Here is a 24,735-nt window from a genome sequence, read left to right as displayed (position 1 = left end):
GAAGCCCGCACGCCGTCTTTATTCGATGATTACATTCTATTGGAAGGCTTTTTAAGCTGTGAGCGAGACCAAAACCTGGATGTGCCTGATTTGTGGCTGGATCTATGACGAAGAGACGGGCGACCCCGAGCATGGCGTCGCGCCGGGAACGCCGTGGCGTGAGGTGCCTCTCAATTGGACCTGCCCGGAGTGCGGCGCCCGCAAGGAAGACTTCGAAATGGTGCAGATTTGAGGCCGTTTGCCCAACATGTGCATCGTTACTTTTGTTAAATGCCAGTTCAGGAGCCATGTCTTGTGAATACGACGGGATCAACTTTCAAAGTGCTGGTGATTGACGACAGCAACACCATCCGGCGCAGTGCCGAAATATTTCTCAAGCAGGGTGGGCACGAAGTCATGCTCGCTGAGGACGGTTTCGATGCCCTGGCCAAGGTCAATGACTACCAGCCGCATCTTATTTTTTGCGACATCCTGATGCCCCGGCTTGATGGTTATCAAACCTGCGCCATCATCAAGCGCAATGCCCGATTTGCCGGCGTGCCGATTGTCATGCTGTCGTCCAAGGATGGCGTCTTTGACAAGGCGCGCGGACGCATGGTCGGGGCGCAAGACTATTTGACCAAACCGTTTACCAAAGACCAGTTGTTGCAGGCTGTTCAGCAGTTTGGCACCGTAATGCAAGGAGAAAATTGATGGCAATCCAAAAAGTTCTGATCGTGGACGATTCAAAAACTGAATTGATGTTCATGACGAATTTGCTGCAGAAAAACGGCATGTCGGTCCGCACCGCCGAGGGCGCTGATGAGGCGCTGCGCCGGCTGTCCGAGGAAAAGCCCGATTTGATTCTGATGGATGTGGTGATGCCCGGCCAGAATGGGTTTCAGCTGACACGCTCCATCAACCGGACGCCTGAATATGCCGGCATCCCGATCATCATGTGCACCAGCAAGAGCCTGGTGACTGACCGTGTCTGGGGCATGCGCCAGGGGGCGCGCGACTACATCACCAAACCGGTCGATGCGGCCGAGTTGATGGTCAAGATCAAGGCTTTGGGTTGAACTCCGCAGGACTGCATGGCTAATCGCGAAGCGCTCCGGGAACTCCAGACCCGTCTCGCCAGCCGATTGCAGGCGGCGCGCTCTGAGGGCGTGTCTGCCTCGTGGCTGGCGGTCAAAGTGGGGGAGTTCAACTGCCTTTTCCCGCTGTCGCAATCGGGCGAAATATTCCCGCTGGCTCATATTCAGCGGGTGCCCTATGCCCGTCCCTGGTTCATGGGCGTGATCAATCTGCGCGGCGCTTTGTATGGCGTTGTGGATCTGGCCAGCTTCATGGGCGACGGGGCAACGCGACTGAGAGGCGAGCAATCGCTGGCTGAATCCAGTGTCATCACGTTCAATGCGGCGCTGGAGCTCAATTGTGCGTTGTTGGTGGATGGCTTGGCCGGGCTGCGCAAACGTGATGCGTTCTCTGACGCCGTGGCGCCCCCAGAGGGTTCGCCGGCTTATTTCGGTAACCGGTTTACCGACCTCAACGGCGAGCACTGGCAGGAGATCAACCTCCAGTCCTTATCTCAACTTCCCGAATTTCTCAGCATTAGCGCTTAAGTTTCTACCTAAGGTTCCCTTATGTCCGTTGTCGATCAACTGAAAAACATGTTTGCAAAAAAGGTGCCCGACTCCGAGGAAGATTCCCGGTTGAGTCTGGCCATGCCGGACGCCGCGATGGAGCCGGGAATGCTTGGGCAAATCAAGGGTGAACCAGCGCTGAATACCGCTGACGAGTCTGATGAAGATTCGCCCGACTTGATTGCCCTGCCCATTCTCGGAAAGAAGACAGTCGTTCAGCATCAGCGAATGCTGTCGATCTTGCTGGGCTTGGCCTTGGTTTTGCTGGCGGCGGTGACGCTGGTGGCCTTAAGTCAGGGTGACCGGGTGGCGCAACAGATGGAGGCCACCGGCAACTCTTTGATGCAGTCACAACGGTTGGCGAAATCGGTATCGCAGGCCTTGGTGGGGGGCGCGCAGGCCTTTCCGGACGTGGCCGATAGCTCGGGTGTTCTGGCCAAGTCGGTGCGCGGTCTGAAAGCCGGTGATCAAGAGATGAGTCTGGTGGCTTTGAGTGCTGACTACCAGCCGGAGCTGGACAAAATCACGCCCTTGGTGGAGCGCGCTGAAAAGCATGCCGCCACGGTGATGGCGCAGCAGAAAATCCTGACGCAGGTGGGGGCCGCGCTTCGCCTGATCAATCGGCAGTCTTCCGATCTGCTGGAGATCGCCGAGACCGTGTCCTCTCTCAAGCTGCAGCAAAATGCCTCCTCCGCCGAAATTTCGGCGGCAAGTCAGTTGGTGATGTTGACGCAGCGCATTGGCAAGTCGTCCAATGAGTTTTTGACGGTTGAGGGTGTGAATCCCGAGGCAGTTTTCCTGCTGGGAAAAGACTTGAATTCGTTCAAGGAAATTTCACAGGGCTTGCTGGATGGCAGCCCCGAGTTGCGGTTGACAGCCTCCAAAGATCCGCAAACGCGTGAACAACTGGCGGCCTTGATCAAACTGTTTGAAGAGACGCGTATGCAGGCTGGCGCCATTCTGGGCAATCTGCAAGGGCTGGTGTCGGCGCGTGAGGCGCAAGTTTCCATTGTGAGTGACAGCGAACCGCTGCGTCGCAATCTGGAAGCGCTGCAGAGCAAACTTTCGGCCCACACCGGGCTTGGCGTTGGCGCCTTGGCGGTGCTGGTCGGCTCCGCTTTGTTTGCCCTGCTTTGTGCCGCCGGCCTGTCTTATGTCCAGTTGCTGGACAGTCGCAAGCGCCAGGTTGCCGCCGAGGCGCAGCGAGTCGATGCCGAGCACCAGGAGCAAGAGGCGAAGCGGGTGAACGATGCCAACCAGGCTGCGATTTTGCGTTTGATGAATGAGTTGCAGACGGTGGCCGAGGGCGATTTGACGCAAGAGGCGACTGTCACCGAAGACATTACCGGCGCCATTGCCGACTCCGTGAACTACACGGTGGAAGAATTGCGATCGCTGGTGGGGAACGTGCAAAACACAGCGGCCCGCGTGGCGCAGACCACCGCCGATGTGGACACCACGTCCACCGAGCTGTTGGCCGCTTCCAACGAGCAATTGCATGAAATTCGGGAAACCGGTCGCTCGGTCGTCGAGATGGCCTCCCGGATTAATGAAGTGTCGGTGCAGGCGCAAGAGTCCGCCTCTGTGGCACGGCAGTCGCTGCGCGCCGCCGAGGTGGGCTTGCAGGCGGTGCAAAACGCCATTGGCGGTATGAACTCGATTCGGGACCAGATTCAGGAGACCTCGAAACGGATCAAGCGTCTGGGTGAGTCATCCCAGGAAATTGGTGAAATCACCGAGCTGATCTCCGACATTACCGAACAGACCAACGTGCTGGCGCTCAATGCGGCCATTCAGGCCGCCTCCGCCGGTGAGGCCGGTCGCGGCTTCTCGGTGGTGGCGGAAGAGGTGCAGCGGCTGGCCGAACGCTCGGCCGATGCCACGCGCCAGATTGCGGCGCTGGTGAAGGCGATTCAGACCGACACCCAGGATGCCGTGGGCGCCATGGAGCGCTCCACCCAGGGCGTGGTGGAAGGGGCCAAGCTGTCGGATAACGCCGGTACCGCCCTGACCGAAATTGATCAGGTGTCGCGTCGGCTGTCCGAGTTGATCGAGCAAATTTCCAGTTCCACTTCGCGGGAAGCGAACCTGGCCAATGTGGTGGCTGAAAATATCCAGCACATTTTTGCGGTGACCGAACAGACTGGCGAGGGCACGCGCTCCACCGCCACGCAAGTGCGCGAGCTCTCCAAAATGGCTGAAGAATTGCGCCAGTCTGTGGCCCGGTTCAAGATTTCCTGAGCTGAATAAGTTTGAATTTGTTATCCCCAGGAGTGCACGAACCCATGCAACCGAACGCTGCCCTGACTGGCGACAATGAACTCGCGACCCATGATCTCGGGCCTTTGGCCTGGGTGCTCGATGAGTTGCGCAAATCATTGGATGGTGCAACCAAAGCCCTGCGCCGATTTGTGCGTGACGCCGAACTGGCGCGTGGTTCCGATCTGGCCGCGCTGGACGCCAGCCAGTTGCGCATTGCCCGACAGCAACTGCATCAGGCCGTGGGTGCCCTGGAGATGGTGGGATTGGCCGCACCGGCAAAGGTCTTGCGCGCCATGGAGGCGCTGGCCCAGCGTTTTGTGCAGCGCCCCGAGCTTTGCAGCGATGAAGCCGCCAACAAGGTGGAGCGGGCCAGTTTTGCACTGACTGAATACCTGGAAGGCGTTCTCAAGGGCAAAAATGCCTCGTCGGTCGCCTTGTTTCCCCAGTACCGCGATGTGCTGGAATTGGTAGGCGAGGATCGCGTGCACCCGGCCGATTTGTGGCCGTTTGAGTGGCGCTGGATTGACGTGGCGCTGCCGGAAGAGGCGATGCCGCTGGCGTACGACTCCGCTGTTAGGGCCCGTCTTGACGGGTTGATCCTGAAAGTGGTCAAGTCGGGTGATGTGGCCGCAGCCAAAGCCATGCACGATATCAGCCTGGGTTTTGCCGCCGAGCAAAGTACGCTGGAGCCGCGCGTTTTCTGGAAAATTTGTGCCGCCTATTTTGAAGCCGTGTCGCTGGGGCTGTGTCCCTCCGATGTGTATGGCAAACGGGCTGCGTCCCGTATTCTTTTGCAATACCGAACACTGGCCCGTGGCGAGGCCGGAATTTCTGATCGTTTGATTCAGGATTTGCTGTTTTTCTGTGCGCAAGCGGTTCCAGCCCATGCGGTTGATGCGCCCGTGCTGGCGGCGGTTCGCGCCGCTTATGGGTTGACCCAGACCAAATCGTTTGATTACGAGACGCCCCAGTTTGGACGTTTTGATCCGGCGCTGCTGGTGCAGGCCCGCAAGCGGATTGCCGCCGCCACCGAGACCTGGTCGGCGCTCGCTGGCGGGGATACCAACCGCTTGAAGGCGGCGACGGACCAATTCAGCCTGGTGACCGATTCGGTGCTGAAACTGCACCCCGAGAGTGGTGATTTGGTGCGCGCCTTGACGCAGTCCATCGACGCTACCGTGCGCTCGGGCGAGGCGCCAGCGCCGTCACTGGCCATGGAAGTGGCCACGGCGGTGCTGTACCTCGAAGCCGCCTACGAAGATCTGGATCCGACCGACTCCCACATGGCGGAACGCAGTGCCAGCCTGGCGCGGCGGCTGGAAAACGTCAATGCCGGCGGAGAAACCGAGCCGCTCGAAAAGTGGATGGAAGACCTGTACCGCCGGGTCAGTGATCGGCAGATCATGGGGAGCGTGGTCGATGAGTTGCGAGCGACGCTGGGCGAGGTGGAGCTATCACTGGATTCTTTCTTTCGCAACCCGCATGACAAAGTCCCTTTGCATGAGGTGCCCAGCCAGCTGGCGCAGATGCGCGGCGTGTTCTCGGTGTTGGGGCTGGATCAAGCCGCATTGGCCGCGTTGCGCATGCGGAGCAGTGTCGAAAGATTTCTGGTTGACGAGGTCGACGTGGAGTCCGCGCGAACCGGTATTTTCGAGAAGTTGGGCAACAGCCTGGGTGCCCTTGGTTTTTTGATCGACATGCTGAGTTATCAGCGCGAACTGGCCAAAAAACTCTTTGTCTATGACGAAGAACTGGGTGAGTTCAAGCCCCTGATGGGGCGGCAAAAGCCTGCTGAGATCGTGGCAGAAGCGAGCCCCAGCGTTGCCGCCGAGCGGCTTGCGGCCGTGGCGTTGCCGGTTGAAATCCCGCCAGCGGAACTTCCGGTTGAAGTGGCTTCGCCCGTGTTGGTTGCGCCGCCTGAAGTGCTGCCAGTGGCAATTGCTGCGACGCTGGACGATGACGAACGTGAGTTGAAGGATATCTTCCTGGAAGAAGCGCGTGAAGTAGTGCAAACCGGGCTGGAAGCGACCCGGAATCTGGCCAGCGATCCCGCCGACCTGGGGCAGCAGAGCACGCTGCGCCGCTCCTTCCATACGCTCAAGGGCAGCGCACGGATGGTGGGCCTCAACGAGTTTGGTGAGGCATCCTGGTCCATGGAGCAGTTGCTCAATGCCTGGCTGGCAGAGCAAAAACCGGCCAGTAATGAATTGGTTAATCTTGCCGACAAGGCCATGCAAGGCTTGGGTCGCTGGGTCGAGGCGATCGCGAATGGCGATGACGCACCGTGGACTGCGCAGCCTTTTCGCAAGGCGGCCGATGGCCTGCGTCTGGACGACCGCGTGGTGGATCTGCTGCTGCCGGGTGACGAGGTGCCGGCGCCAGTGTCCGCGCCCGCAGAAGAAACGCCGCCTGATTTCGTTTCTACCCAACTGTTTGATTTTGATGTAACGCAAGCCTTTGATGCCAGCCTGGAGCCGGATAAAGAGGCGGAGGCCGTTGGGGAAGCGTTGCCGCTGGACCTGATGGATTTTGATTTTGCGGACGTCGCTGAAGTTGCAGAAACACCGCCCGAGGCCGCCGCTACGCCGGACGAAGCCGTGACCCTGCAGCCCGAACTGGTTGAGCTGGAGCCTGTGGCCGAAGAAGTTCCGCCAGCGCCGGAACCGCTCGAGCTGGTGGAAGCCGAGGATGAAGATCAGGTCAAGGTGATTGGCACCTTGCGCATTGATATTCCGCTCTACAACGTTTATTTGAATGAGGCCGATGAATGGTCGCGCCGTTTGCTCACCGAGTTGAACGAATGGGCGCTGGAGTTGCCGCGGCCGCTGTCCGACACCACGATTGCCTTGGCGCATTCCTTGTCCGGCAGTTCCGCCACCGTTGGGTTTTTTGCCTTGTCCGAGATTGCCCGGGCACTGGAACACGCCTTGCAACATGTGCAGCTTCACCGGCAAAGTCTTCCGGCGCACGCGCAGGTCTTCATTGCGGCGGCGGAAGATATTCGGCGCCTGCTGCATCAATTTGCGGCCGGCTTCCTCAAGGAGCCGGATCGCGCGCTGATTGACGCGCTCAAAGCCATTGTGGAGATTGAATTCCCCGCCGTGGCCGAAGAGCGCGAGCAGCCGGTTGAAGCCGAACTTGAACCGGAAATCGAACCCGAAGCCGCTGCTGATCAGTCCCCGGATGTCGAAGTGGTTGCGGAAGTTGAGCCGGTAGCCCCCGCGCTGCCGGTCACCCTGCCTGCGGCGGCAGAACCCGCTCCATTGGATCAGGGCATCCCGCTCGCCGCCTCGGTTGTGCTGACGCTCGATGAGGAGGACATTGACGCGCTCGATGTTCTTGATGTCGACCTGTTCCCGATTTTTGAAGAAGAAGCGCTGGAGTTGTTGCCGCAGCTGGGCGGCGCGTTGCGGCAATGGACGGCGCGGCCGGAGAATTTGGGCGCCCGCAATGAAGTGCTGCGCGTGTTGCACACGCTCAAAGGCAGTGCGCGTCTGGCCGGCGCCATGCGTCTGGGCGAGATGGCGCACCGCATGGAGTCGGCCATTGAGCAGCTGGGTGTTGAGGATTTGCAGGCGCCGCAGCTGGAGCCGTTGCTGGCGCGCTTTGATGCGATACAAACCCATTTTGATCGGCTGCGCGCCACGCCAGAGCAGGCCTTGAGTCTGCCGGAGGCCGGGCCGGCGATCGAAGAAGCGATCACGTCGGTTCTCCCGGGAGGGGAGGCTGCGGCGGTCGCGCCGATGGTGGTCCCGGCGACTGTGCTGCCAATGACCCTACCGTTGGCGCCGTTGCGCCATTTGCCGAATCAAACCGTGCGGGTGCGTTCGCAGTTGCTGGACCGCATGGTCAATCAGGCCGGCGAGGTGATGATCACGCGCTCGCGGCTGGAGTCCCGCTTGGGGCAGTTGCGCGGCTCGCTGGGGGAGTTGACCGGCAATCTGGACCGTTTGCGCCACCAGTTGCGCGATATCGAGTTGCAATCCGAATCCCAGATGCAGTCGCGTCTGGCCCAGTCGAAAGACTCGGCGCAAGGCTTTGACCCGCTGGAGTTTGACCGCTTCACCCGGGTTCAGGAGCTGACCCGGATGATGGCCGAATCGGTGCATGACGTGGCCACGGTGCAGCGCAGTCTGCAGCGCACGGTGGAGGGGGTCGAGGATGATTTGATCGCCCAGGCCCGTCAGGCCCGTGAGTTGCAGCGCGACTTGCTGCGAACCCGGATGGTGGAGTTTGAGGGCATTGCCGAGCGTTTGTACGGCGTGGTGCGCCAGGCCGCCAAGGATGCCGGCAAACAGGTGAAGCTCGACATTCAAGGGGGCTCATTGGAGATGGACCGCGGCGTGCTGGACCGGATGGCGCCCGCGTTTGAGCATTTGCTGCGCAATGCGGTGGCCCATGGCATTGAGGACGCGGCGGTCCGCATCGAGGCCGGCAAACCGGCGGCGGGCACTATTACCATTCGGCTGCAACAGCAAAGCAATGATGTGTCGGTCGAGATCAGTGACGATGGTGCCGGGCTGGATCTGGACGGTATCCGTGAAAAAGCACACGCTGATGGCCATGTCGCCGAGCACGCGTCGTTAACGGATGCCGAAGCCGCCAATCTGATTTTTGTCCCCGGTTTTTCAACCGCGTCGCAGATCACGGAGTTGTCCGGTCGAGGCATTGGTCTGGATGTCGTCCGGGCCGAGGTCAATGCACTGGGTGGCCGCATAGAAACATCAACCGTCCGCAGCCAAGGCACCAAGTTCCAACTGGTGTTGCCGCTCACCACGGCGGTGACGCAGGTGGTCATGCTGCGCATGGGCGAACTGGTGACGGGTGTTCCGGCGAATCTGGTCGAGATGGTGCGGCGGGTACCCGCGGCCGACCTGGAACGCGCCTACCAGAGCCATGTATTCGAGTTTGGTGGCGAACAAGTGCCGTTTTTCTGGGCGGGGGCCCTGTTGCAGGCCTCGGCCAACAGCAGCGAGGTCAGAACCAAAACGCTGCCGGTTGCCATTTTCCGCAGCGCCGGTCAGCGGGTGGCCATGCACGTCGACGAGGTGTTGGGCAACCAGGAGGTGGTGGTCAAAAACCTCGGGCATCAGTTGTCACGTCTCCCAGGCTTGGTCGGCATGTCGATGCTGGCCTCGGGGGCCGTGGTCCTGATCTACAACCCGGTGGCGCTGGCGACCGTTTATGGCGAACAGGCACGCCAACTCAAGCTCAATGCCGACCAGGCGGTCGGCGGCTTGTCTTACGCCGCCGCCACCCCACTGGCGTCCCTGATGGTGGGTGTCAGTCAGGCGCCTCTGGTGTTGGTGGTGGACGACTCGATCACGGTGCGCCGCGTCACGCAGCGTCTCCTGAAGCGGGAAGGCTTCCGCGTCGCGCTGGCGAACGATGGCTTGCAGGCCCTGGAGCGCTTGCAGGAAGAAAAACCGGCGGTGGTGCTGTCCGACATCGAAATGCCGCGCATGGATGGCTTCGATCTGGTGCGCAATATCCGGGGTGATGCCAAACTGCGCGATCTCCCCATCATCATGATTACCTCGCGCATTGCCGAGAAGCACCGTGAGCATGCGCGGGCGCTGGGCGTGGATCACTATCTGGGCAAGCCGTATTCGGAAGACGAGCTGATTGGCTTGGTGCGCTTGTACTGTGCAGCGCCGGTTGAGGATAAAAAGCAGTCGTAGCCCCCGTCGGGGCTATATAACTAGCTATTAAATTTATAGCGTTATTGGTTAAGGCGTCTGGAGGGACTTCTTGACGACGGCATAGCGCTGCAGCGTCAGCGCCCGGGCCGCATCGTGCGCCACGATCGGCCGCGGGTAGTTTTGTCCCAGTATCACGCCCGCCATCTGCAGCTCCAGCGGTTTGCCGGTCCAGGGCGCGTGCAGCACTTTGTTCGGCAGTTGCGCCAGTTGCGGCAGGTAGCGGCGGATGAATTTGCCCTCGGCATCGAACTTTTCGCTCTGACTGACCGGGTTGAAAATGCGGAAGTACGGCTGGGCATCGCAGCCGCTGGAGCTGACCCATTGCCAGCCGCCATTGTTGGCCGACAAGTCAAAGTCGTTCAGGTGTTGGGCAAAGTATTGTTCGCCCCAGCGCCAGTCAATGCCGAGATCCTTCACCAGAAAGCTGCCCACCACCATGCGCAGACGGTTGTGCATGTAGCCGGTCTGGTTGATCTGGGCCATGGCGGCATCCACCAGCGGGTAGCCGGTGCGGCCTTCGCACCAGGCCTGGAACAGGGCGTCGGCGTGTGGACCCTGTTCCCATTGGATCGCGTCGTACTCGCGCTTGTAGGCGCCCTGCGTCACATGCGGGAAATTGGCCAGAATCTGGCAATAAAAGTCACGCCAGATCAGTTCCCCCAGCCAGACCGCCGCCCCGCGGCTGCCCTGAATTTGCCGCTGCAAGGCGGTGGCGGCCAGTTGCCGGATCGACACGGTGCCAAAACGCAGGTGCACCCCCAGGTAGCTCGGACCCTTGATGGCCGGGAAATCCCGCGTTTCATGGTAGTCGTCCATGCGCTCGAAGAAATCTTCAAACAGGGTCGCCGCACCCGAGGCGCCGGTGGGGATTTTGAGCGTGCGCAGGTTGGTTGGCTCGAAACCGATCTCGGCCAAAGCTGGCACCGCCTGTTGCAGGCCTGGCGGCCGCGAGGCCAGCGCGGCCGCCAGCGGCGCCGCCTCATGGCAGCGCAAATGCTGCGAGCTGACGGTCGCCAGCCAGGTGTTTTTGTACGGCGTGAAAACACCATAGGGGGTACCGGTTTTGGTCAACAGCTCGCGGCCTTCAAACACCACCTGGTCTTTGCAGGTGTGCAGCGCCATGCCGGCGTCGGTCAGGGCGTCCCGTACCCGGGCGTCGCGTGCGATGGCTTGCGGCTCGTAATCGCGCGCGGCAAACACCGCCTGCACCTGCAGTGTGGTGGCCAGCGCCACAATTTCTTCAGTGGCGCGGCCCAGGCGCACGATCAGGCCCGCGCCGGCTCGGCCGCTGAGTTGTCGCAAAGCGGCGTCGAGCTCGTGCACGGACTCGCGGATGAACTCGACCCGCCGGTCGGTGCGGGGCAGGGCGGCGAGGATGTCCTGGTCAAAGACAAACACGCAGTGCAGTTGCCGGCAGGCCTGCAACGCCAGGCACAGCGCGGCGTTGTCCTGCACGCGCAAATCGCGGCGGAACCACATCAAACCGGTTTCAAATTGCTTGTTCATGATCACCGTTAAAATTCATATATGCCCGGAGATTTTGCCCTGACCAATCTGACGAACCATTTTCTGATCGCCATGCCCGGACTGCAGGATGCAATTTTCTCCCGCAGCGTTGTTTTTGTGTGTGAACACAGCGAGCGCGGCGCCTTGGGGCTGGTGATCAACAAGCCCGGCGACCTGGACATGAAACGCCTGTTTGACAAGGTCGATCTGCCGTTGCGCCGCCAAGATCTGCTTGATAAACCGGTGTTTCAGGGTGGCCCGATGCACACGGAGCGCGGCTTTGTCTTGCACGAATCCATCTTCGTCGGGGGCGAGCAACCGGCCGAAACCGCCTACGCCTCCACCATGTCGATTGCGGGCGGACTGGAGATGACCACCTCCAAGGACGTGCTGGAAGCCCTGTCCACCGGGGCCGGACCCCGCCGCGTTCTGGTGTCGTTGGGTTACTCGGCCTGGGGTGAGGGCCAGCTGGAGTCCGAACTGTCCGACAACAGCTGGTTGACCGTGGCCGCCAGCAACAACGTCATTTTTGATACGCCGGTGGCGCAGCGCTATGACCAGGCGTTGCTGCTGCTGGGCCTGGAGTTGTGGATGCTGTCGCCGGATGCGGGGCATGCATGAGCGAGCAGCCCATGTCCCCTTCTGATCTCTTGCCGGCGCCGGTGCCTGCGGCCGTCAGCGTGCCGGCCGGATTGCAAACCTTTCTGGCACTTGATTTTGGCATCAAGCGCACCGGCTTTGCCGTCGGCAACCGCCTGATGCGCACGGCCCAGCCGCAAGGCACCATCACCGCCGAAGGCGACGCGCGCTTTGTCAAAATTGCGCAGCACATCAAGGAATGGCAGCCCGATGCGCTGGTGGTCGGCGTGCCGTTTCACCCGGACGGCGCCGCGCATGAAAACACGGCGCGCGCCAAGAAGTTTGCGCGCCAGTTGCACGGTCGTTTCAAGCTGCCCGTGTTTGAAGTGGACGAGCGCTACACCACCACTGAAGCGCTGTCGATGGGCGCCAAAGATGCCGATGCCGCCGCCGCCTGCATTATTCTTGAACAGTTTTTGAGGAGTATTCCATGAGCACACTCGCGCTCGACGCGGAAGCGCTTTACCTTGAGTTGCTCGCCGGTGTGCGGGCCCTCTTTCGTCCGGGCATGCGTTTGGTCGGGGTGACTTCCGGCGGCGTCTGGCTGGCCGAACGGTTGCAGCGCGACCTGAACCTGACGGAGCGCCCCGGCGTCATCTCCTCCTCCATGCACCGGGATGACTATGCCCGGCGTGGCATGACGGCCGGCGCCCAGACGCAGATTGACTTTGACGTGAACGAAGCGCACATCCTGTTGTTGGACGACGTGCTCTACACCGGGCGCACCATCCGCGCGGTGATCAATGAATTGTTTGACTTCGGGCGGCCCGCCAGCGTCCAACTGGCAGTGCTGGTGGACCGGGGTGGCCGGGAGCTCCCGATTCAGGCGGATGTCTGCGCCGCCCGCGTGACCTTAAACGCCCGCCAGTCGTTGGCGCTCGTGCGCAACGAAGCCGGTGCATTCAGTTTCAACGTGGAGGCCCAGTAAGCCATGCTTTACAAGCGCAATCCCCAGCTCAATAAAAACGGTGAATTGATTCACCTGCTCTCCATCGAGGGCCTGCCCAAGAGCATCCTGACCCAGGTGCTGGACATCGCGGCGAATTTCGTCAGCGTCAGTGACCGTGAGGTCAAGAAGGTGCCGCTGTTGCGCGGCAAAAGCGTGTTCAACCTCTTTTTTGAGAACTCGACCCGCACCCGCACCACTTTCGAGATCGCCGCCACCCGGCTCAGCGCCGATGTCATCAATCTGGACATCTCGCGCTCGTCGGCCTCCAAAGGCGAATCGCTGCTCGACACCATTGCCAACCTGAGCGCCATGGCGGCGGATCTGTTTGTGGTGCGCCACAGCGAGTCCGGCGCGCCGTACCTGATCGCCCAGCATGTGGCGCCGCATGTGCATGTGATCAATGCCGGTGACGGGCGCCACGCGCACCCGACGCAGGGCTTGCTCGACATGTTCACCATCCGGCATTACAAAAAAGATTTTGCTAACCTGACGGTGGCCATTGTTGGCGACGTGCTGCACTCGCGCGTGGCCCGCTCCGACATTCATGCCCTCACCACGCTCGGCTGTGCCGAGGTGCGGGTGGTCGGTCCCAAAACGCTGGTGCCGTCGGACATGGCACAAATGGGCGTGCGGGTCTGCCACACGCTGGAAGAAGGCATTCGCGGCGCCGATGTCATCATCATGCTGCGCCTGCAAAGTGAGCGTATGAGCGGCGCGCTGCTGCCGTCCAGCCATGAGTTTTTCAAGACCTTCGGCCTGACGCCGGAGAAGCTGCAACTGGCCAAACCGGACGCCATCGTGATGCACCCGGGGCCGATCAACCGCGGCGTGGAAATTGACTCGGCCGTGGTGGACGGCGTGCAAAGTGTGATCTTGCCGCAGGTGACTTTTGGCATTGCGGTGCGCATGGCGGTGATGAGCATCGTGGCAGGGAACGAGGCCTGATATGACTATATTGATTAAAGGCGGCCGGGTCATCGACCCTGCCAGCGGTTTCGATGAAATTGCGGATGTAGCCCTCGCCAATGGGGTGGTTCTAGCTATTAAAAATATAGCGCCTGAGTTCCGGCCGACGCGCACCATCGACGCCACTGGCTGCGTCGTGGCGCCCGGTTTGGTCGACCTGGCGGTGCGTCTGCGCGAGCCCGGACTGGAGCATGAAGGCATGCTCAAGTCTGAGCTGGCGGCGGCCGTCGCCGGCGGTGTCACCAGTCTGGTCTGTCCGCCCGATACCGACCCGGTGCTCGACGAAGCCGGGCTGGTTGAAATGTTGCGCTACCGCGCCAAAAAACTGCACCAGGCCCGCGTCTATCCGCTGGGCGCCCTGACCCACAACCTCGCCGGCGAGACACTGACCGAGATGGTGTCGCTGACCGAATCGGGCTGTGTCGCTTTCAGCCAGGCTGAAGTCCCGCTCGCCAGCACGCTGGTCATGCAGCGCGCTTTCCAGTACGCCAGTACCTTTGGTTATGCCGTCTGGCTGCGCCCGCAGGAGCTGTACCTGGGCACCGGGGTGGCGGCCAGTGGCGCGTTGGCCACCCGCCTGGGCCTGAGCGGCGTGCCGGTGGCGGCGGAAACGATTGCCTTGCACACCATTTTCGAGCTGATGAAAGCCACCGGGGCCCGCGTGCACCTGTGTCGCCTCAGCAGCGCGGCCGGGGTGGCGCTGGTGCGCCAGGCCAAGCTGGAGGGCTTGAAGGTCAGTTGTGACATCAGCATCAACTCCCTGCATCTGACGGATGCCGATATCGGCTACTTCGACAGCCGGGCCCGGCTCAACCCGCCCTTGCGCCAGCAGCGCGACCGCGATGCGCTGCGCGCGGCGCTGGCGGATGGCACCATTGACGCCTTGGTGTCCGACCACACGCCGGTGGACGAAGATGCCAAAGCCCTGCCGTTTGCGCAAAGCGAGGCCGGTGCCACCGGGGTTGAACTGCTCTTGAGTCTGGCCCTCAAATGGAGCCTGGACAGCGGTGTCAGTCTGGCGCGGGCGCTGCAAGTCGTTACCAGCGGGCCCGCAGGGGTGCTGGGTGCCTCGTTGGGCGCGCTGCAAGACAGTGCCGGCCGGCTGGTGGTCGGGGCGGTGGCCGATTTGTGCGTGTTTGACCCGAAGGCGGCATGGGATGTGCACGCAAGTACCTTGCGCAGCCAGGGCAAACACACGCCGTTCTCCGGCTACGAGTTGCCGGGCCAGGTGCGCTGCACGATCGTGGCCGGGCACGTGGCGTTCCAGGCCTGATGCAGCGCATCAACGTCCGCCTGTTCGCCGGCTGGAAGTGCGTGCGAACGCTGTCGCACATCGTGACCGGTTTGCTCACGGTCGTCTTTGTTTTTCCCAAGCTGTCGTCCCCGCAAAAAGAAGCACGAATTAAGGCCTGGGCCCTTGTCCTGCTTGCGCGGCTAGCTATTAAATTAATAGTGGTTGGCAAGCCGCCCGTGCACGGCCCGGTGTTGCTGGCGGCCAATCACATTTCGTGGCTGGACATTGTGGTGATGCACGCCGCGCGTCACTGCCGCTTTGTCTCCAAAGCCGACGTCCGCCATTGGCCGCTGATCGGCACGCTGGCCACCGGTGCCGGCACGCTGTTCATTGAACGTGACTCCCGGCGTGACGCCATGCGCGTGGTGCACCACATGGCCGAGCGCCTGCATGCGGGCGACATCCTGGCGATCTTCCCCGAAGGCACCACCAGCAACGGGGTGGATTTGTTGCCTTTTCATGCCAATTTGTTTCAAGCCGCCATCGCCGCCAATGTGTCGGTCCTGCCGGTGGCCTTGCGCTTTGCCGACGCCGCCAGCGGTGCGCACAGCCTGGCGCCGTGTTATATCGACCACGACACCTTGCTGGGCTCCATCTGGCGCACGCTGATCGCACCGCCGCTGTGCGCGGTGGTGACGTTTGGCGAGCCCGAATTCTTCCAGGGCCGCGACCGCCGCGCCTGGGCCGCCGATGTGCGCAACACCATTGCGGCGCTGCGGCTGGCCGCGTAGCGGACCTGGCGGGCTTCAGTTCAGCGCGGCGCGCACGTTGTTCTTGAAGGTGTAGAGCGTGACGGCCGGGGTCGTCAACTCGCCTTTGGAGGTGAATGCGATGTTGGCAGTGACGCCCTTGTACTGGGTCTTGCTGATGAACGGCGCATAGACCTTGGGGTCCACCGAGTTGGCGCGTTTCATGGCCTCGACCAGCACAAAGGTTGCATCGTAGGCATAGGGGCTGTAGATCTGGAACTGGCCGGGGAAGCGGGCGTCGTACTTCTTCTTCCAGGCGTTGCCGCCCTGCATCTTCTGCACCGACGCGCCACCGGTGGCGCAGGTCACGTTCTTCAGCGTGCCCGCCATGCTGGACAGTTCGGACAGTTTTTCGGTGCAGAGTGCGTCGCCGCCAAAATATTTGACATTCGCCATGCCCAGCTGCTCCATCTGGCGCAGCATCGGGCCCGCTTGGGCATCGAGGCCGCCATAGAAGATGGCATCGGGCTTTTTGCTCTTGATGGCGGTCAGGATGGCGGTGAAGTCGGTCGCCTTGTCGGTGGTGAACTCCTCGGCCACGATCTGCATGCCCTTTTGCTGGGCGGTGTTCTTGAACACGACCGCCAGACCCTGGCCGTAGGCGGTGCGGTCGTCAATGACGGCAATGGTCTTGATCTTGAGCGCGTCATGGGCAAAGTAGGCCAGCGCTGCGCCGAGCGCGTTGTCGTTGGCGATCAGGCGAAAGGTCGTCGGGTAGCCGGGCTTGGTCAGGTCCGGGTTGGTGGCGGCGGCGGTGATGTGCGGCAGGCCGCAGCGGTTGTAAATCGTGGACGCCGGGATGGTGGTGCCCGATTGCAGGTGGCCCACCACAGCGGCCACCTTGGCGTCGCACAGTTTCTGCGCCACCGCGGTGGCCTGACGCGGATCGCCCGCATCGTCCTCGGCGACCAGTTCGAACTTGATCTTTTTGCCGCCAATCACGACCGCCTGGGTGTTCAGCTCGTCAATGGCGAGGCGCACGCCGTTCTCTGTGTCCTTGCCGATGTGGGCAATGCCGCCGGACGTGGGGCCGGCGTGGGCGATCCGGACGGTCTGGACCTCCTGGGCGAAGGCCGTGGCGGCCATCAGGCTCAGTACGGCCGCCGCAGTCAGGCGAAGTGAAACAGAAGAAGGGAGCGCAATTTTCATGGTCAATGATCCGGTTTTCAAATGAGGAAAAGCAAAAAAGTTACTTGGGTTTACCCTGATCGAACCATGTTACTACCTGGCACCCTTTCGGTGCGACGAGCGCATTCGCCATGTCCCGCCAACGGCAAAGGTTGGTTGCCGTTGGCTGGTTCGCCGTCGCAATTCTTCTGCATCGGTGACGTGCTTGGTTGCTATTGAATTAATAGCTTCTTACGCAATGACTGCGGGGGCTTGCGCCTGATTTCTCTTGAAGGTGACGACGTGGTCGACCTGGGCGCGAATGCCGATCCATTCGCCGATTTTGTGGTCGTGGTGGCTGGGCACCAGGGCCATGACGGTGTCGCCGCTGGCCAGCCGCAGGGTGTACAAAAAGTCGGAGCCGCGAAACGCCTTGCGCATGATTTCGGCCTTCACCGGTGCGTTGTCGTCATGCACGATGTCATCGGCGCGCAGCAAAACGTCGCACTCGCCATCCTCAAAGGCACTCGGCAGCGGGCATTCGGCCATGTCGGAGAGATCGCCCAGGACGGTGCGCACGACCACCTGCTGGTCTACCTGTATCAAGGTGGCGGGGGTGAATACACCATGGCCAATGAACTCGGCAACAAAACGGGATGCCGGGCGGTGGTACAGCGTGTAGGCGTCGTCCCACTGGTGCAGCTGGCCTTCATGCATGACGCCGATGGTGTCGCCGATGGCAAAGGCTTCCAGCTGGTCGTGCGTCACAAACAGCGCCGTGGTTTTGGCGGCCTTCAGGATGGTGCGTACCTCGTGCGCCAGACGCTCACGCAAATCGACATCCAGGTTGGAAAAGGGTTCATCCAGCAACAGCAGCCGGGGCTTGGGCGCCAGCGCGCGGGCCAGCGCGACGCGCTGCTGCTGACCGCCCGAGAGTTCGTGCGGAAAGCGTTCTTCCTGCCCTGCCAGGCCGACCAGTTCCAGCACTTCGGCGATGCGCTGCGCACGCTCCGTTTTGGCCAGCTGGTGAATGCCAAAGCCGACGTTGCGCCCCACATTCAAATGCGGGAACAGGGCGTAGTCCTGAAACACCATGCCAATCTGGCGCACTTCCGGTGCCACGTTGATCGTGGCACTGCTCACCACCTGGTTGGCGAGTTTGATAACCCCCGCCGTCACCGGCTCCAGCCCGGCGACCGCCCGCAGCAGGGTGGTTTTGCCGCAGCCGGACGGCCCGATCAGCACGCCGATGTCGCCCGCATGCAAGCCAAACGACACATCGCGCACGGCCGGCTGGCGGCGGCCCGCGTAAGCCACTCGGAGTTGTGAGACCTCTAGGAACATGAAGTTGATTGTAGATGCTTACAATTCTCATTTGCACAAAGTCGGATGATCCCTTTCATGTCTCTGCAACGACTTCGCCGGCTGCGCCAATTTCTGTTGTTGATCCTGACCGTCGCCTTCATGCTGCCGGTGGTCGCGGTGTTCGCGTCTTGGCTGCCGTGGGGTGACTCGGGTGCGGCAGCCGCGCAGATCCTGCAGGAGATGAGCAGCACCGTGTTGCCCGATTACGTGTGGACCACCGTGCGCCTGTGCGTGATGGTCGGCATCGGTGTGGTGCTGGTCGGCCTGTCTGCCGCCGCTGCCGTGACCATGTTTGAGTTTCCCGGGCGCCGGATTTTTGAATGGGCCTTGTTGTTGCCGCTGGCCATGCCCGCCTACGTGGTGGCCTATGCCTATACCGATTTTCTTCAGTTCAGTGGCCCGTTGCAGACCTTCCTGCGCACGACGCTGGGGCTGGAGGGCCGGGTGTTTCCGGAGATTCGCAGTCTGGGCGGCGCGGCCTGGGTGTTCACCTTTTCGCTCTATCCCTATGTGTATTTGCTGGCCCGCACCGCACTGGGCGAACGCGCCGCGCACCTGATGGAAGCCGCACGGCTGCTGGGCGCGCCCATGCGCCGCCGTATCCTGGAAGTGGCTTTGCCGCTGGCCCGACCCGCCGTAGCGGCCGGCATGGCCTTGGCATTGATGGAAACCCTGGCCGATTTTGGGGTGGCCAGTTACTTCGGCATTCAGACCTTTACGGCCGGCATTTACAAGGCCTGGCTTTCCATGGACAACCGCATTGCCGCCGCCCAGCTGGCCACCCTGCTGTTGCTGTTGGTGGCGCTGCTCTTGTTCCTGGAGCGCCGGGCGCAAAAACGCATGCGCTTTGCTGCGGCCCGCGGTGGCCGCGCCGGTGCCATGGATGCCCGGCCGCTCGCTTTGCAGGGTCCTGCCAAGTGGCTGGCCTGGTTGCTGTGCGGTGCGCCGGTGCTGATCGGCTTTGTGCTGCCGGTGTTGTTCATGCTGCGGCCCTTGCTGGCGGACTGGTCGGTCTTGTCGTGGGGGCAGTTTCTGGGCTGGTCCCTGAACAGCCTGCGGCTGGGCGCCATCAGCGCCGTGCTGGCGGTGGCGCTGGCCTTGCTGCTTGCGTTCAACATGCGGCGCCGGCCCGACCTGCCGACCCGGCTGGCGGTGCAACTGGTCGGCCTGGGTTATGCCGTGCCCGGTGCGGTGCTGGTCGTCGGGCTGTTGCTGCCGGTCGGCTGGCTACAGTCCGTGGCGCCACAAAGCAGTGTGGGCTATGTGTTGACCGCCACGTCGCTCGGGCTCATCTGGGCTTATCTGGTGCGCTTTTCCGCCGTCGCGCTGCAGTCGCTGCAAAGCGGCTATGCCCGGATTCCCGCGAGTTTTGACGATTCGGCCCGCATGCTGGGCACGCGCGATATGGCGCTGATGCGCCGTGTGCACTGGCCGCTGCTCAAACGCTCCACGGCGGCCGCCGCCTTGCTGGTGTTTGTCGATGTGATGAAGGAACTGCCTGCCACCCTGGTGCTGCGTCCATTCGACAGCGACACCCTGGCCGTGGTGGCTTACCAGTTGGCGCGGGATGAACGCCTGGGCGAGGCCGCCCTGCCATCGCTGGCGCTGGTGCTGGTGGGCTTGATTCCGGTCATGCTGCTGAGCCGCACGCTGCGCGCGCCGTCGCGCTGAGTCAGCGAAGAAAGTTGCCCGAACCAAACAAGCCGACCAGACCGACCACGATCAGGTAAACGGCGACGATGGTCGACAGCAGCCGCGGCATGATGAGGATCACGATTCCGGCAATGAGCGAGACGATAGGGATTAAATGCAAAGTGATGTTCATAGCGGCCTTTTTCGGTGGTGAGTCAATGAAACAAAGAAAATGAAAGCGCCGCGAGACTGGTCTCGACAGGACTCTCATATTAGCCGGTAACCCGCATGGATGCTGGGTTTCAATCAAACCGGTTTAAAAAATACTGTTATTCATCAAAGTGTCTCTGTTTTGGCTCGCAATGATTGGGTGCGCCATGCAATGCTTTAAGCGTCCAGCGGAAAACCGGCACGCCAGTTTGAATATTTTCCAGCGTGGGATCTTTGGTGCACGTGAAATATTGAGGGGTTTTCGATGCCGAGAACCTCCAGACTTTTGATCCCCCGTATCCCAATTTGAACGGCTGACCCTTGCGCTACTCTTCGCCGTCGGATGCCTTCAGGCGTGTGAAAGGATCGAGCCACAGATCCCAAACTGAGTCACAGCGGTTTGCTGTGGAGTCTTAGACCGGTCAAAGCCGTCATGATGTCATTGAGGTGTCGGAATTTGTTATTTAGATGTCGGAATTATTTACATGCTATTGCGGTCGGTGAAGCACGGCGTGTGCGCATCGACTGATTTTCATATTGGTTTTCACTCTTGCCGCACGTCAAATTCACGTGCTTATCGCAAACTGGCCTGGGAATTGCTTTTTATCAAGCGATCCGGCAAGCCATCTTTCAGATTTTGCTGATTGAAGTCGTCTGCCGGACCTCAAAATCTAAACTAAGGAACTTTGTTATGAAAGCTAATCCCGTAATTCTTCGCCTCCTGGGCAGTCTGGCCGTCGCGGCTGGGCTCTTGACCTTATCTGCGTCGGCAATGGCCAACAAGGTGACCAACGGTGGCTTCGAGACCGGTGACTTTAGCGGTTGGACACAGTTCGGCAACACCGGTTTTAGCGGCGTTCAATGTCCGGGCATCGGGGTACCTGAGGGCCAATGCGATGCCTTCTTCGGACCCGTTGGTTCGGTCGGCGGGATTTTCCAGTCTTTCGGAACTCAAATCGGTGCCCCGATACACGTTCACTTTGACTTTATAAATGACAATGGTTCGCCAGGTTCTTTCTTGGCTGAATGGATCAGCGGATCAACGACGAATTTGCTGAGCTTGACGAATCCTCCCGGCGGTGGATCTGGAGCCTATGACTACACGGTTCTGGCCGGTGCCGCTACGTCAACCATCAGATTCTCGTTCCGGGATGATCCGGGCTTCATGATGCTCGACAACGTGCAGGTAGTACCCGAGCCAGCCTCACTCGCCTTGGTCGGGCTGGCGTTGGCAGGTTTGGCAGCATCACGCCGCCGCAAGATCTAAGCTCTTACGCTTTCACTCGAGGCCTCGCTTTTTGCGGGGCTTTTTATTTTTCAATGGTGACATTCAACACGGCCGCTTCAAAATCACTTCTGCCCATTCGGCCTTGCATAATTCGCCGGGGCGTACAAACTACCAGTGGGGACAGTTTGAGCGCCGCCACCGTGTAAAGGTGCCCGCTGTAGTCGAATATTGAGCGCATCAGGTCGCCTGCCTTTCTGGGGAGCATGATGGCTGCGTAATCCTTTTTCTCTGCTTGCTGCAATGCGCCGCGCCGGTCGGCTGTCACGTTGCGCTCTGGCACTGCGTAGTGGAACACCTGTCCACAGATTTGAATGATGCGTTTGGCAATGTCAAACACCAGCCGGGCTTCCCTCCTGCGTCCGACGGCCTGCACGTCACGTGGCCCGATGGCGGATATGGGCATCTTGTCGATATGCGGGTAAATATCTTTCTTGAGCCAGTTCGCCACCTTGTTGGTATCTCGGTTGTGGGTACTTCGCAAATACCAACAAAAATACCGTCAATTTGTTGGTATGTCATGTCAGCCCCTGAGATGATGTGAGGCAATAAAAAACCCGCTGTAGCTATGAGCTACGCGGGTTTTGAGGTCTTCTGATACGGTCTGAAACGATTAAATGGTCCTCGACAGGAATCACAAAACGGCTTGTAACCCTCATGGGTGCTGGATTCTTGAAAGTTGATTAATAAAAGTACCGTCAAAAGTACCGTCAAAACTTTTTGTGTCTCACGTTGTTGCAGTTTTGACACGTCATGATTGTTTGTGTCGCGGTGTGACTGAATATTAGCTCAAAGCCGGGCGCGGCTTGCGAAAGAAGCGATCAGGCGGACCCATGGAGGCGCAGGGTTTTCCGGGGGCGGCGGCTGTGTCAATAATAGATTTGGCGCTCATGATGCAGCCCTCCCATTGCGTGTAGCGGCTGCATCCTGAATCCGCATCAGGGCGATGCTGTCAAAGGCGGTCTCCGCAAAGTCGTAGGCCCGGTCCATGTCTGGGGTGAATTTGTGCAACTACATTTTTGCCGCGTCAAGCATCCCGACGGCGGTGCGCAGTTGGTCGACACGGCGGCCGGGTGTGCTGGTGTTGGTCGTGGTGCTCATGGTTGACCTTTCAGCGCCAGGCGTACGAGGTAGCTGGCATCGACTGCAATGTTTACCAGGCCGTTGAGTGTGCTTAACTGGTGCGACAAGCTGTACAGCAGGTTTGACACGTCATCAGCGTCTTGGAATGAACCGGATTCGGTGTCGCTGCCGACCATGCTCCCAAGCGCCATCAAAAAATCGGCCATTGAGTGCGTTTGCGTATTGACCTCATTCCCGGCTCCGTCAGCAAACCATTCCAGTTCGTCCGTTTGCAGCTTTAGCGCGGCTTTTTTCCACAGCAGTGTCATTGCCGCTGATGTGGTGAAAACAGGCATCTTCGGCGCGATGGACTCGGTCTTTGTGGTGGTGCTCATGCTGCCACCCCCAGGGCTTCTGCGAGTCGTTGAAACTCACCGGTATCGGCCAACATTTCTTCCGCAATGTCCAGTAGCTGAAGTTCGTTGAAGGCGTTTTCGTTTTTCGAAAGACTGCTTCGCACCGCTGAAACAAGGGCGAAACACCGATCACGTTGCTCTTCCCAGGCTGCAAATGTGGCTTGCAGGTGAAGCATGGTTTGCTCTTTGCTCATGCTGTCACCCCGCTCGATGTGGTTTCTCGGGCTTTGCTCCTGGCGTCCATGCGGCGGCGTTGCGCCTGGTCTTTGTAGTTGCACCCCACCTCCTCGGCCATGGCGTTGATATTGTTTTCGACGTCCATGGCCCTATCAAAAATAGCATTCAACACGATTGCCATGCATTCGGGGTTGGTATAAGCATCCGGTGTTTCCAGTGATGCCAAAGCCAATTTGGCGATGGTCGCTATTTCACTGAATGCGTCTTGTGATGCGCTGTCCATCTCGGTGATGGTGCTACGCAGTTGGTTGGTTGTCGGTGTGGCCATGGCTCAAGCCCTCCCGGTGGTGGTGGACTCAGTGCACGCCTGTTTGAGCATGGATGCAGCCCTCATTGCGCGGCCAGTAGCGCGTTGAATGGATGCCGGGGAGCTGTCTTTGCGGATATGCCATAACGCCGTGCTGAGGGCGTTTTCGATGGCTTGCTGACGTGCCAGCGGGTCTAACTTCGGCGGTGGACTGATAGCGACACGATCACGCAAGATGTGCCCGATTTTGGTGAACGCTGGGAGAGTAGGCAGATTGCCGGAGGTGTCCGTAGTGGGAATTGAACCGTACGGGTTTACCGTACAGTTGCCCAGGGGTGCCGCTGCGGGCGTGGTGGTGTTGATCGTAGTCATGGTTTTGGGCTCCGTGATGAGGCTGAAAACCACTCGCCGCCTTTTCAAGAGCAACGGGTGGACGGGATGTTGAAAACATGGATCACGCCATGCGGCCAGCCTTACGGACAAGCCCATCCCGCCCGTAAACCAAAGTGTTCGGACGTGAAAAAACCCAGCTTAAGGCGTGGGAATATGCCTCGTGATCAATAACGGTGTTTTCAAGCACCGGGCCTTTTCAGGCTTGGGCGGATTATGACGCCTATTGCCGATTTCGCAAACAGTTCTGTTGCCAAGGCTTAGGAAAAAAATTGCCCTTCTGCTTTAAACCCCTTGGGCACCGGAACTGGAAGGGCCTGCAGTATTTCTTTCTCCCCTCGTCGCGTGTAAACGTCAAAGAAGCCTTGGGCACCCTTCCCCTGAATATGCTTCGCAGTCCGGCGCTCAATCCAACCGCTGACGACAGCGCCCACGAACTTTGGGTAGTGCTGGGTTTTCGCCAATGGAGAAGACGTATGGAACTGCTCACGCTGTGAGCCATCTAGATTGGCCTGTGGGTGTTTCGAGTGATCGTATTTCCACCAGACCGAAAGGCGAAGCTCCTCACAATTGATGGCATTCCAACAGATCACAGTAGGCTCACCGGCCAGTGTGGTCAAGAGATGCCCCACTTCGTCCCCTGTCCCATTTAGCGACAAGCGGTTGCCGTCAAGCAGTTCGTTGAGCGCCAAAACCGACACCATCGCGGCTTTGGAGTGAACCGGCTTCGGTGTCCGTTCAATTGTTTCACTCCTGAGTTTGTGACGCCAGGCACCAAGTCCGACGTCCATGCGACAACTCTAACCGATGGCTCTGCTGTCGCCACGCACTTGCGGCGAAGGCACCATCAAACGTGCGACCGCATGGCTTTGCGATCGCCCCATTCCCGGTCAATCGTGAAGCGCCATGCCAGCGTGCAGAACGGATCTCCCCACGCCAGAAACCTTAGCTTTTACTAACAGGCGTGCGGCAAACACTCACGCGAATTGACACACTGACCTGGTTCATCGAGAATTCGGCCATCTTGTTGCCCCGCTGACGGTTCGGCGGGGAGAAGGCGGGTAGGTTCGGGCATGGCACTTCGGTTGTGCG

The 24,735-nt window shown here is 60.3% G+C and carries 23 protein-coding genes; 14 read left to right on the top strand and 9 right to left on the bottom strand.

The features are described 5' to 3' along the window. Window positions 1-79: 79 nt before the first annotated feature. From HHJ17_RS08840 to HHJ17_RS08815, 6 genes are all read left to right on the top strand, one after another. Window positions 80-232: a rubredoxin gene (locus HHJ17_RS08840; RefSeq protein ID WP_296503174.1), complete on the top strand. Its 153-nt coding sequence runs from the start codon at window positions 80-82 to the stop codon at window positions 230-232. 62 nt (window positions 233-294) lie between these two features. Beyond that, window positions 295-693: a response regulator gene (locus HHJ17_RS08835; RefSeq protein WP_296503101.1), complete on the top strand. Its 399-nt coding sequence runs from the start codon at window positions 295-297 to the stop codon at window positions 691-693. Continuing rightward, window positions 693-1,058: a response regulator gene (locus HHJ17_RS08830; RefSeq protein WP_296505574.1), complete on the top strand. Its 366-nt coding sequence runs from the start codon at window positions 693-695 to the stop codon at window positions 1,056-1,058. The genes HHJ17_RS08835 and HHJ17_RS08830 overlap by 1 nt, the downstream gene beginning before the upstream one ends. 15 nt (window positions 1,059-1,073) lie before the next feature. Beyond that, a complete protein-coding gene (locus HHJ17_RS08825; RefSeq protein WP_296505573.1) occupies window positions 1,074-1,604 on the top strand; it encodes a chemotaxis protein CheW in 531 nt (176 codons plus the stop codon). A 21-nt stretch (window positions 1,605-1,625) separates the two neighbouring features. After that, on the top strand, window positions 1,626-3,866 hold the full coding sequence (locus HHJ17_RS08820; protein WP_296505572.1) for a methyl-accepting chemotaxis protein: 2,241 nt from the start codon (window positions 1,626-1,628) through the stop codon (window positions 3,864-3,866). A gap of 44 nt (window positions 3,867-3,910) precedes the next feature. Beyond that, window positions 3,911-9,568 carry an Hpt domain-containing protein gene (locus HHJ17_RS08815; RefSeq protein ID WP_296505571.1) on the top strand — a complete coding sequence of 1,886 codons (5,658 nt, stop codon included), beginning with the start codon at window positions 3,911-3,913 and terminating at the stop codon, window positions 9,566-9,568. 48 nt (window positions 9,569-9,616) lie between these two features. Here the strand turns inward: HHJ17_RS08815 and HHJ17_RS08810 are convergent, their stop codons facing one another. Beyond that, complete coding sequence (locus HHJ17_RS08810) at window positions 9,617-11,095, bottom strand: deoxyribodipyrimidine photo-lyase (RefSeq protein ID WP_296505570.1); 1,479 nt, start codon at window positions 11,093-11,095, stop codon at window positions 9,617-9,619. 21 nt (window positions 11,096-11,116) lie between these two features. Between HHJ17_RS08810 and HHJ17_RS08805 the strand changes: the two genes are divergently transcribed. The 6 genes from HHJ17_RS08805 to HHJ17_RS08780 are packed head-to-tail and all read left to right on the top strand — an operon-like array spanning window position 11,117 to window position 15,674. Further along, window positions 11,117-11,716: a YqgE/AlgH family protein gene (locus tag HHJ17_RS08805; protein ID WP_296505569.1), complete on the top strand. Its 600-nt coding sequence runs from the start codon at window positions 11,117-11,119 to the stop codon at window positions 11,714-11,716. Window positions 11,717-11,727: 11 nt separating this feature from the next. Further along, entirely contained in the window at window positions 11,728-12,168 is a 441-nt protein-coding gene (ruvX, locus tag HHJ17_RS08800) for a Holliday junction resolvase RuvX (RefSeq protein ID WP_296505568.1), read from the top strand. Continuing rightward, a complete protein-coding gene (pyrR, locus tag HHJ17_RS08795) occupies window positions 12,165-12,662 on the top strand; it encodes a bifunctional pyr operon transcriptional regulator/uracil phosphoribosyltransferase PyrR (RefSeq protein WP_296505567.1) in 498 nt (165 codons plus the stop codon). The genes ruvX and pyrR overlap by 4 nt, the downstream gene beginning before the upstream one ends. A gap of 3 nt (window positions 12,663-12,665) precedes the next feature. Continuing rightward, window positions 12,666-13,628, top strand: coding sequence for an aspartate carbamoyltransferase catalytic subunit (locus HHJ17_RS08790; RefSeq protein ID WP_296503074.1), 963 nt, complete (start codon window positions 12,666-12,668; stop codon window positions 13,626-13,628). A 1-nt stretch (window position 13,629) separates the two neighbouring features. After that, on the top strand, window positions 13,630-14,922 hold the full coding sequence (locus HHJ17_RS08785; RefSeq protein WP_296505566.1) for a dihydroorotase: 1,293 nt from the start codon (window positions 13,630-13,632) through the stop codon (window positions 14,920-14,922). Beyond that, a complete protein-coding gene (locus tag HHJ17_RS08780; protein ID WP_296505565.1) occupies window positions 14,922-15,674 on the top strand; it encodes a lysophospholipid acyltransferase family protein in 753 nt (250 codons plus the stop codon). Before HHJ17_RS08785 ends, HHJ17_RS08780 begins: the two co-directional genes overlap by 1 nt. Before the next feature lie 15 nt (window positions 15,675-15,689). Here HHJ17_RS08780 and HHJ17_RS08775 read toward each other — a convergent pair whose 3' ends face one another. Next, a complete protein-coding gene (locus tag HHJ17_RS08775; RefSeq protein ID WP_296505564.1) occupies window positions 15,690-16,841 on the bottom strand; it encodes a branched-chain amino acid ABC transporter substrate-binding protein in 1,152 nt (383 codons plus the stop codon). A gap of 210 nt (window positions 16,842-17,051) precedes the next feature. After that, window positions 17,052-18,143 carry an ABC transporter ATP-binding protein gene (locus tag HHJ17_RS08770; protein ID WP_296505563.1) on the bottom strand — a complete coding sequence of 364 codons (1,092 nt, stop codon included), beginning with the start codon at window positions 18,141-18,143 and terminating at the stop codon, window positions 17,052-17,054. Between the two features lie 120 nt (window positions 18,144-18,263). Here HHJ17_RS08770 and HHJ17_RS08765 point away from each other — a divergent pair, with 120 nt between their 5' ends. Continuing rightward, window positions 18,264-19,835 (top strand): iron ABC transporter permease, encoded by a 1,572-nt coding sequence (locus HHJ17_RS08765; RefSeq protein ID WP_296505763.1) that lies wholly within the window; start codon window positions 18,264-18,266, stop codon window positions 19,833-19,835. Between the two features lies 1 nt (window position 19,836). On the opposite strand, the gene HHJ17_RS08760 is transcribed toward HHJ17_RS08765, so the two are convergent. After that, window positions 19,837-19,989, bottom strand: a complete 153-nt coding sequence (locus HHJ17_RS08760) for a DUF3096 domain-containing protein (protein WP_296503056.1) — start codon at window positions 19,987-19,989, stop codon at window positions 19,837-19,839. A 567-nt stretch (window positions 19,990-20,556) separates the two neighbouring features. Here HHJ17_RS08760 and HHJ17_RS08755 point away from each other — a divergent pair. Next, window positions 20,557-21,273 carry a PEP-CTERM sorting domain-containing protein gene (locus tag HHJ17_RS08755; RefSeq protein ID WP_296505562.1) on the top strand — a complete coding sequence of 239 codons (717 nt, stop codon included), beginning with the start codon at window positions 20,557-20,559 and terminating at the stop codon, window positions 21,271-21,273. A 43-nt stretch (window positions 21,274-21,316) separates the two neighbouring features. Here HHJ17_RS08755 and HHJ17_RS08750 read toward each other — a convergent pair whose 3' ends face one another. The 5 genes from HHJ17_RS08750 to HHJ17_RS08730 all read right to left on the bottom strand — a co-directional run bounded on the left by HHJ17_RS08750 (window position 21,317) and on the right by HHJ17_RS08730 (window position 24,434). Beyond that, window positions 21,317-21,742 carry a hypothetical protein gene (locus HHJ17_RS08750; RefSeq protein ID WP_296505561.1) on the bottom strand — a complete coding sequence of 142 codons (426 nt, stop codon included), beginning with the start codon at window positions 21,740-21,742 and terminating at the stop codon, window positions 21,317-21,319. 646 nt (window positions 21,743-22,388) lie between these two features. After that, window positions 22,389-22,748, bottom strand: a complete 360-nt coding sequence (locus HHJ17_RS08745; protein ID WP_296505560.1) for a hypothetical protein — start codon at window positions 22,746-22,748, stop codon at window positions 22,389-22,391. Then, entirely contained in the window at window positions 22,745-22,963 is a 219-nt protein-coding gene (locus HHJ17_RS08740; RefSeq protein WP_296505559.1) for a hypothetical protein, read from the bottom strand. Before HHJ17_RS08740 ends, HHJ17_RS08745 begins: the two co-directional genes overlap by 4 nt. Continuing rightward, window positions 22,960-23,274: a hypothetical protein gene (locus HHJ17_RS08735; protein ID WP_296505558.1), complete on the bottom strand. Its 315-nt coding sequence runs from the start codon at window positions 23,272-23,274 to the stop codon at window positions 22,960-22,962. Before HHJ17_RS08735 ends, HHJ17_RS08740 begins: the two co-directional genes overlap by 4 nt. Window positions 23,275-23,903: 629 nt before the next feature. Beyond that, a complete protein-coding gene (locus tag HHJ17_RS08730; RefSeq protein ID WP_296505557.1) occupies window positions 23,904-24,434 on the bottom strand; it encodes a hypothetical protein in 531 nt (176 codons plus the stop codon). Between the last annotated feature and the right edge of the window lie 301 nt (window positions 24,435-24,735).

Origin of the sequence: Rhodoferax sp. (assembly GCF_012927445.1) — a bacterium.
GTDB lineage: Bacteria > Pseudomonadota > Gammaproteobacteria > Burkholderiales > Burkholderiaceae_C > Rhodoferax.
The sequence above is the reverse complement of the archived record's forward strand: the minus strand, read 5'-3'. Positions and strand labels throughout refer to the sequence as shown.

Excerpts from the sequence above, each read along its gene's own strand:
- HHJ17_RS08840 (WP_296503174.1), top strand. The coding sequence starts at position 80 with ATGTGCCTGATTTGTGGCTGGATCTATGACGAAGAGACGGGCGACCCC.
- HHJ17_RS08830 (WP_296505574.1), top strand. The coding sequence starts at position 693 with ATGGCAATCCAAAAAGTTCTGATCGTGGACGATTCAAAAACTGAATTG.
- HHJ17_RS08825 (WP_296505573.1), top strand. The coding sequence starts at position 1,074 with ATGGCTAATCGCGAAGCGCTCCGGGAACTCCAGACCCGTCTCGCCAGC.
- HHJ17_RS08820 (WP_296505572.1), top strand. The coding sequence starts at position 1,626 with ATGTCCGTTGTCGATCAACTGAAAAACATGTTTGCAAAAAAGGTGCCC.
- HHJ17_RS08815 (WP_296505571.1), top strand. The coding sequence starts at position 3,911 with ATGCAACCGAACGCTGCCCTGACTGGCGACAATGAACTCGCGACCCAT.
- HHJ17_RS08810 (WP_296505570.1), bottom strand. The coding sequence starts at position 11,095 with ATGAACAAGCAATTTGAAACCGGTTTGATGTGGTTCCGCCGCGATTTG.
- HHJ17_RS08805 (WP_296505569.1), top strand. The coding sequence starts at position 11,117 with ATGCCCGGAGATTTTGCCCTGACCAATCTGACGAACCATTTTCTGATC.
- ruvX (WP_296505568.1), top strand. The coding sequence starts at position 11,728 with ATGTCCCCTTCTGATCTCTTGCCGGCGCCGGTGCCTGCGGCCGTCAGC.
- pyrR (WP_296505567.1), top strand. The coding sequence starts at position 12,165 with ATGAGCACACTCGCGCTCGACGCGGAAGCGCTTTACCTTGAGTTGCTC.
- HHJ17_RS08790 (WP_296503074.1), top strand. The coding sequence starts at position 12,666 with ATGCTTTACAAGCGCAATCCCCAGCTCAATAAAAACGGTGAATTGATT.
- HHJ17_RS08785 (WP_296505566.1), top strand. The coding sequence starts at position 13,630 with ATGACTATATTGATTAAAGGCGGCCGGGTCATCGACCCTGCCAGCGGT.
- HHJ17_RS08780 (WP_296505565.1), top strand. The coding sequence starts at position 14,922 with ATGCAGCGCATCAACGTCCGCCTGTTCGCCGGCTGGAAGTGCGTGCGA.
- HHJ17_RS08775 (WP_296505564.1), bottom strand. The coding sequence starts at position 16,841 with ATGAAAATTGCGCTCCCTTCTTCTGTTTCACTTCGCCTGACTGCGGCG.
- HHJ17_RS08770 (WP_296505563.1), bottom strand. The coding sequence starts at position 18,143 with ATGTTCCTAGAGGTCTCACAACTCCGAGTGGCTTACGCGGGCCGCCGC.
- HHJ17_RS08765 (WP_296505763.1), top strand. The coding sequence starts at position 18,264 with ATGCTGCCGGTGGTCGCGGTGTTCGCGTCTTGGCTGCCGTGGGGTGAC.
- HHJ17_RS08760 (WP_296503056.1), bottom strand. The coding sequence starts at position 19,989 with ATGAACATCACTTTGCATTTAATCCCTATCGTCTCGCTCATTGCCGGA.
- HHJ17_RS08745 (WP_296505560.1), bottom strand. The coding sequence starts at position 22,748 with ATGAGCACCACCACAAAGACCGAGTCCATCGCGCCGAAGATGCCTGTT.
- HHJ17_RS08740 (WP_296505559.1), bottom strand. The coding sequence starts at position 22,963 with ATGAGCAAAGAGCAAACCATGCTTCACCTGCAAGCCACATTTGCAGCC.
- HHJ17_RS08735 (WP_296505558.1), bottom strand. The coding sequence starts at position 23,274 with ATGGCCACACCGACAACCAACCAACTGCGTAGCACCATCACCGAGATG.
- HHJ17_RS08730 (WP_296505557.1), bottom strand. The coding sequence starts at position 24,434 with ATGGACGTCGGACTTGGTGCCTGGCGTCACAAACTCAGGAGTGAAACA.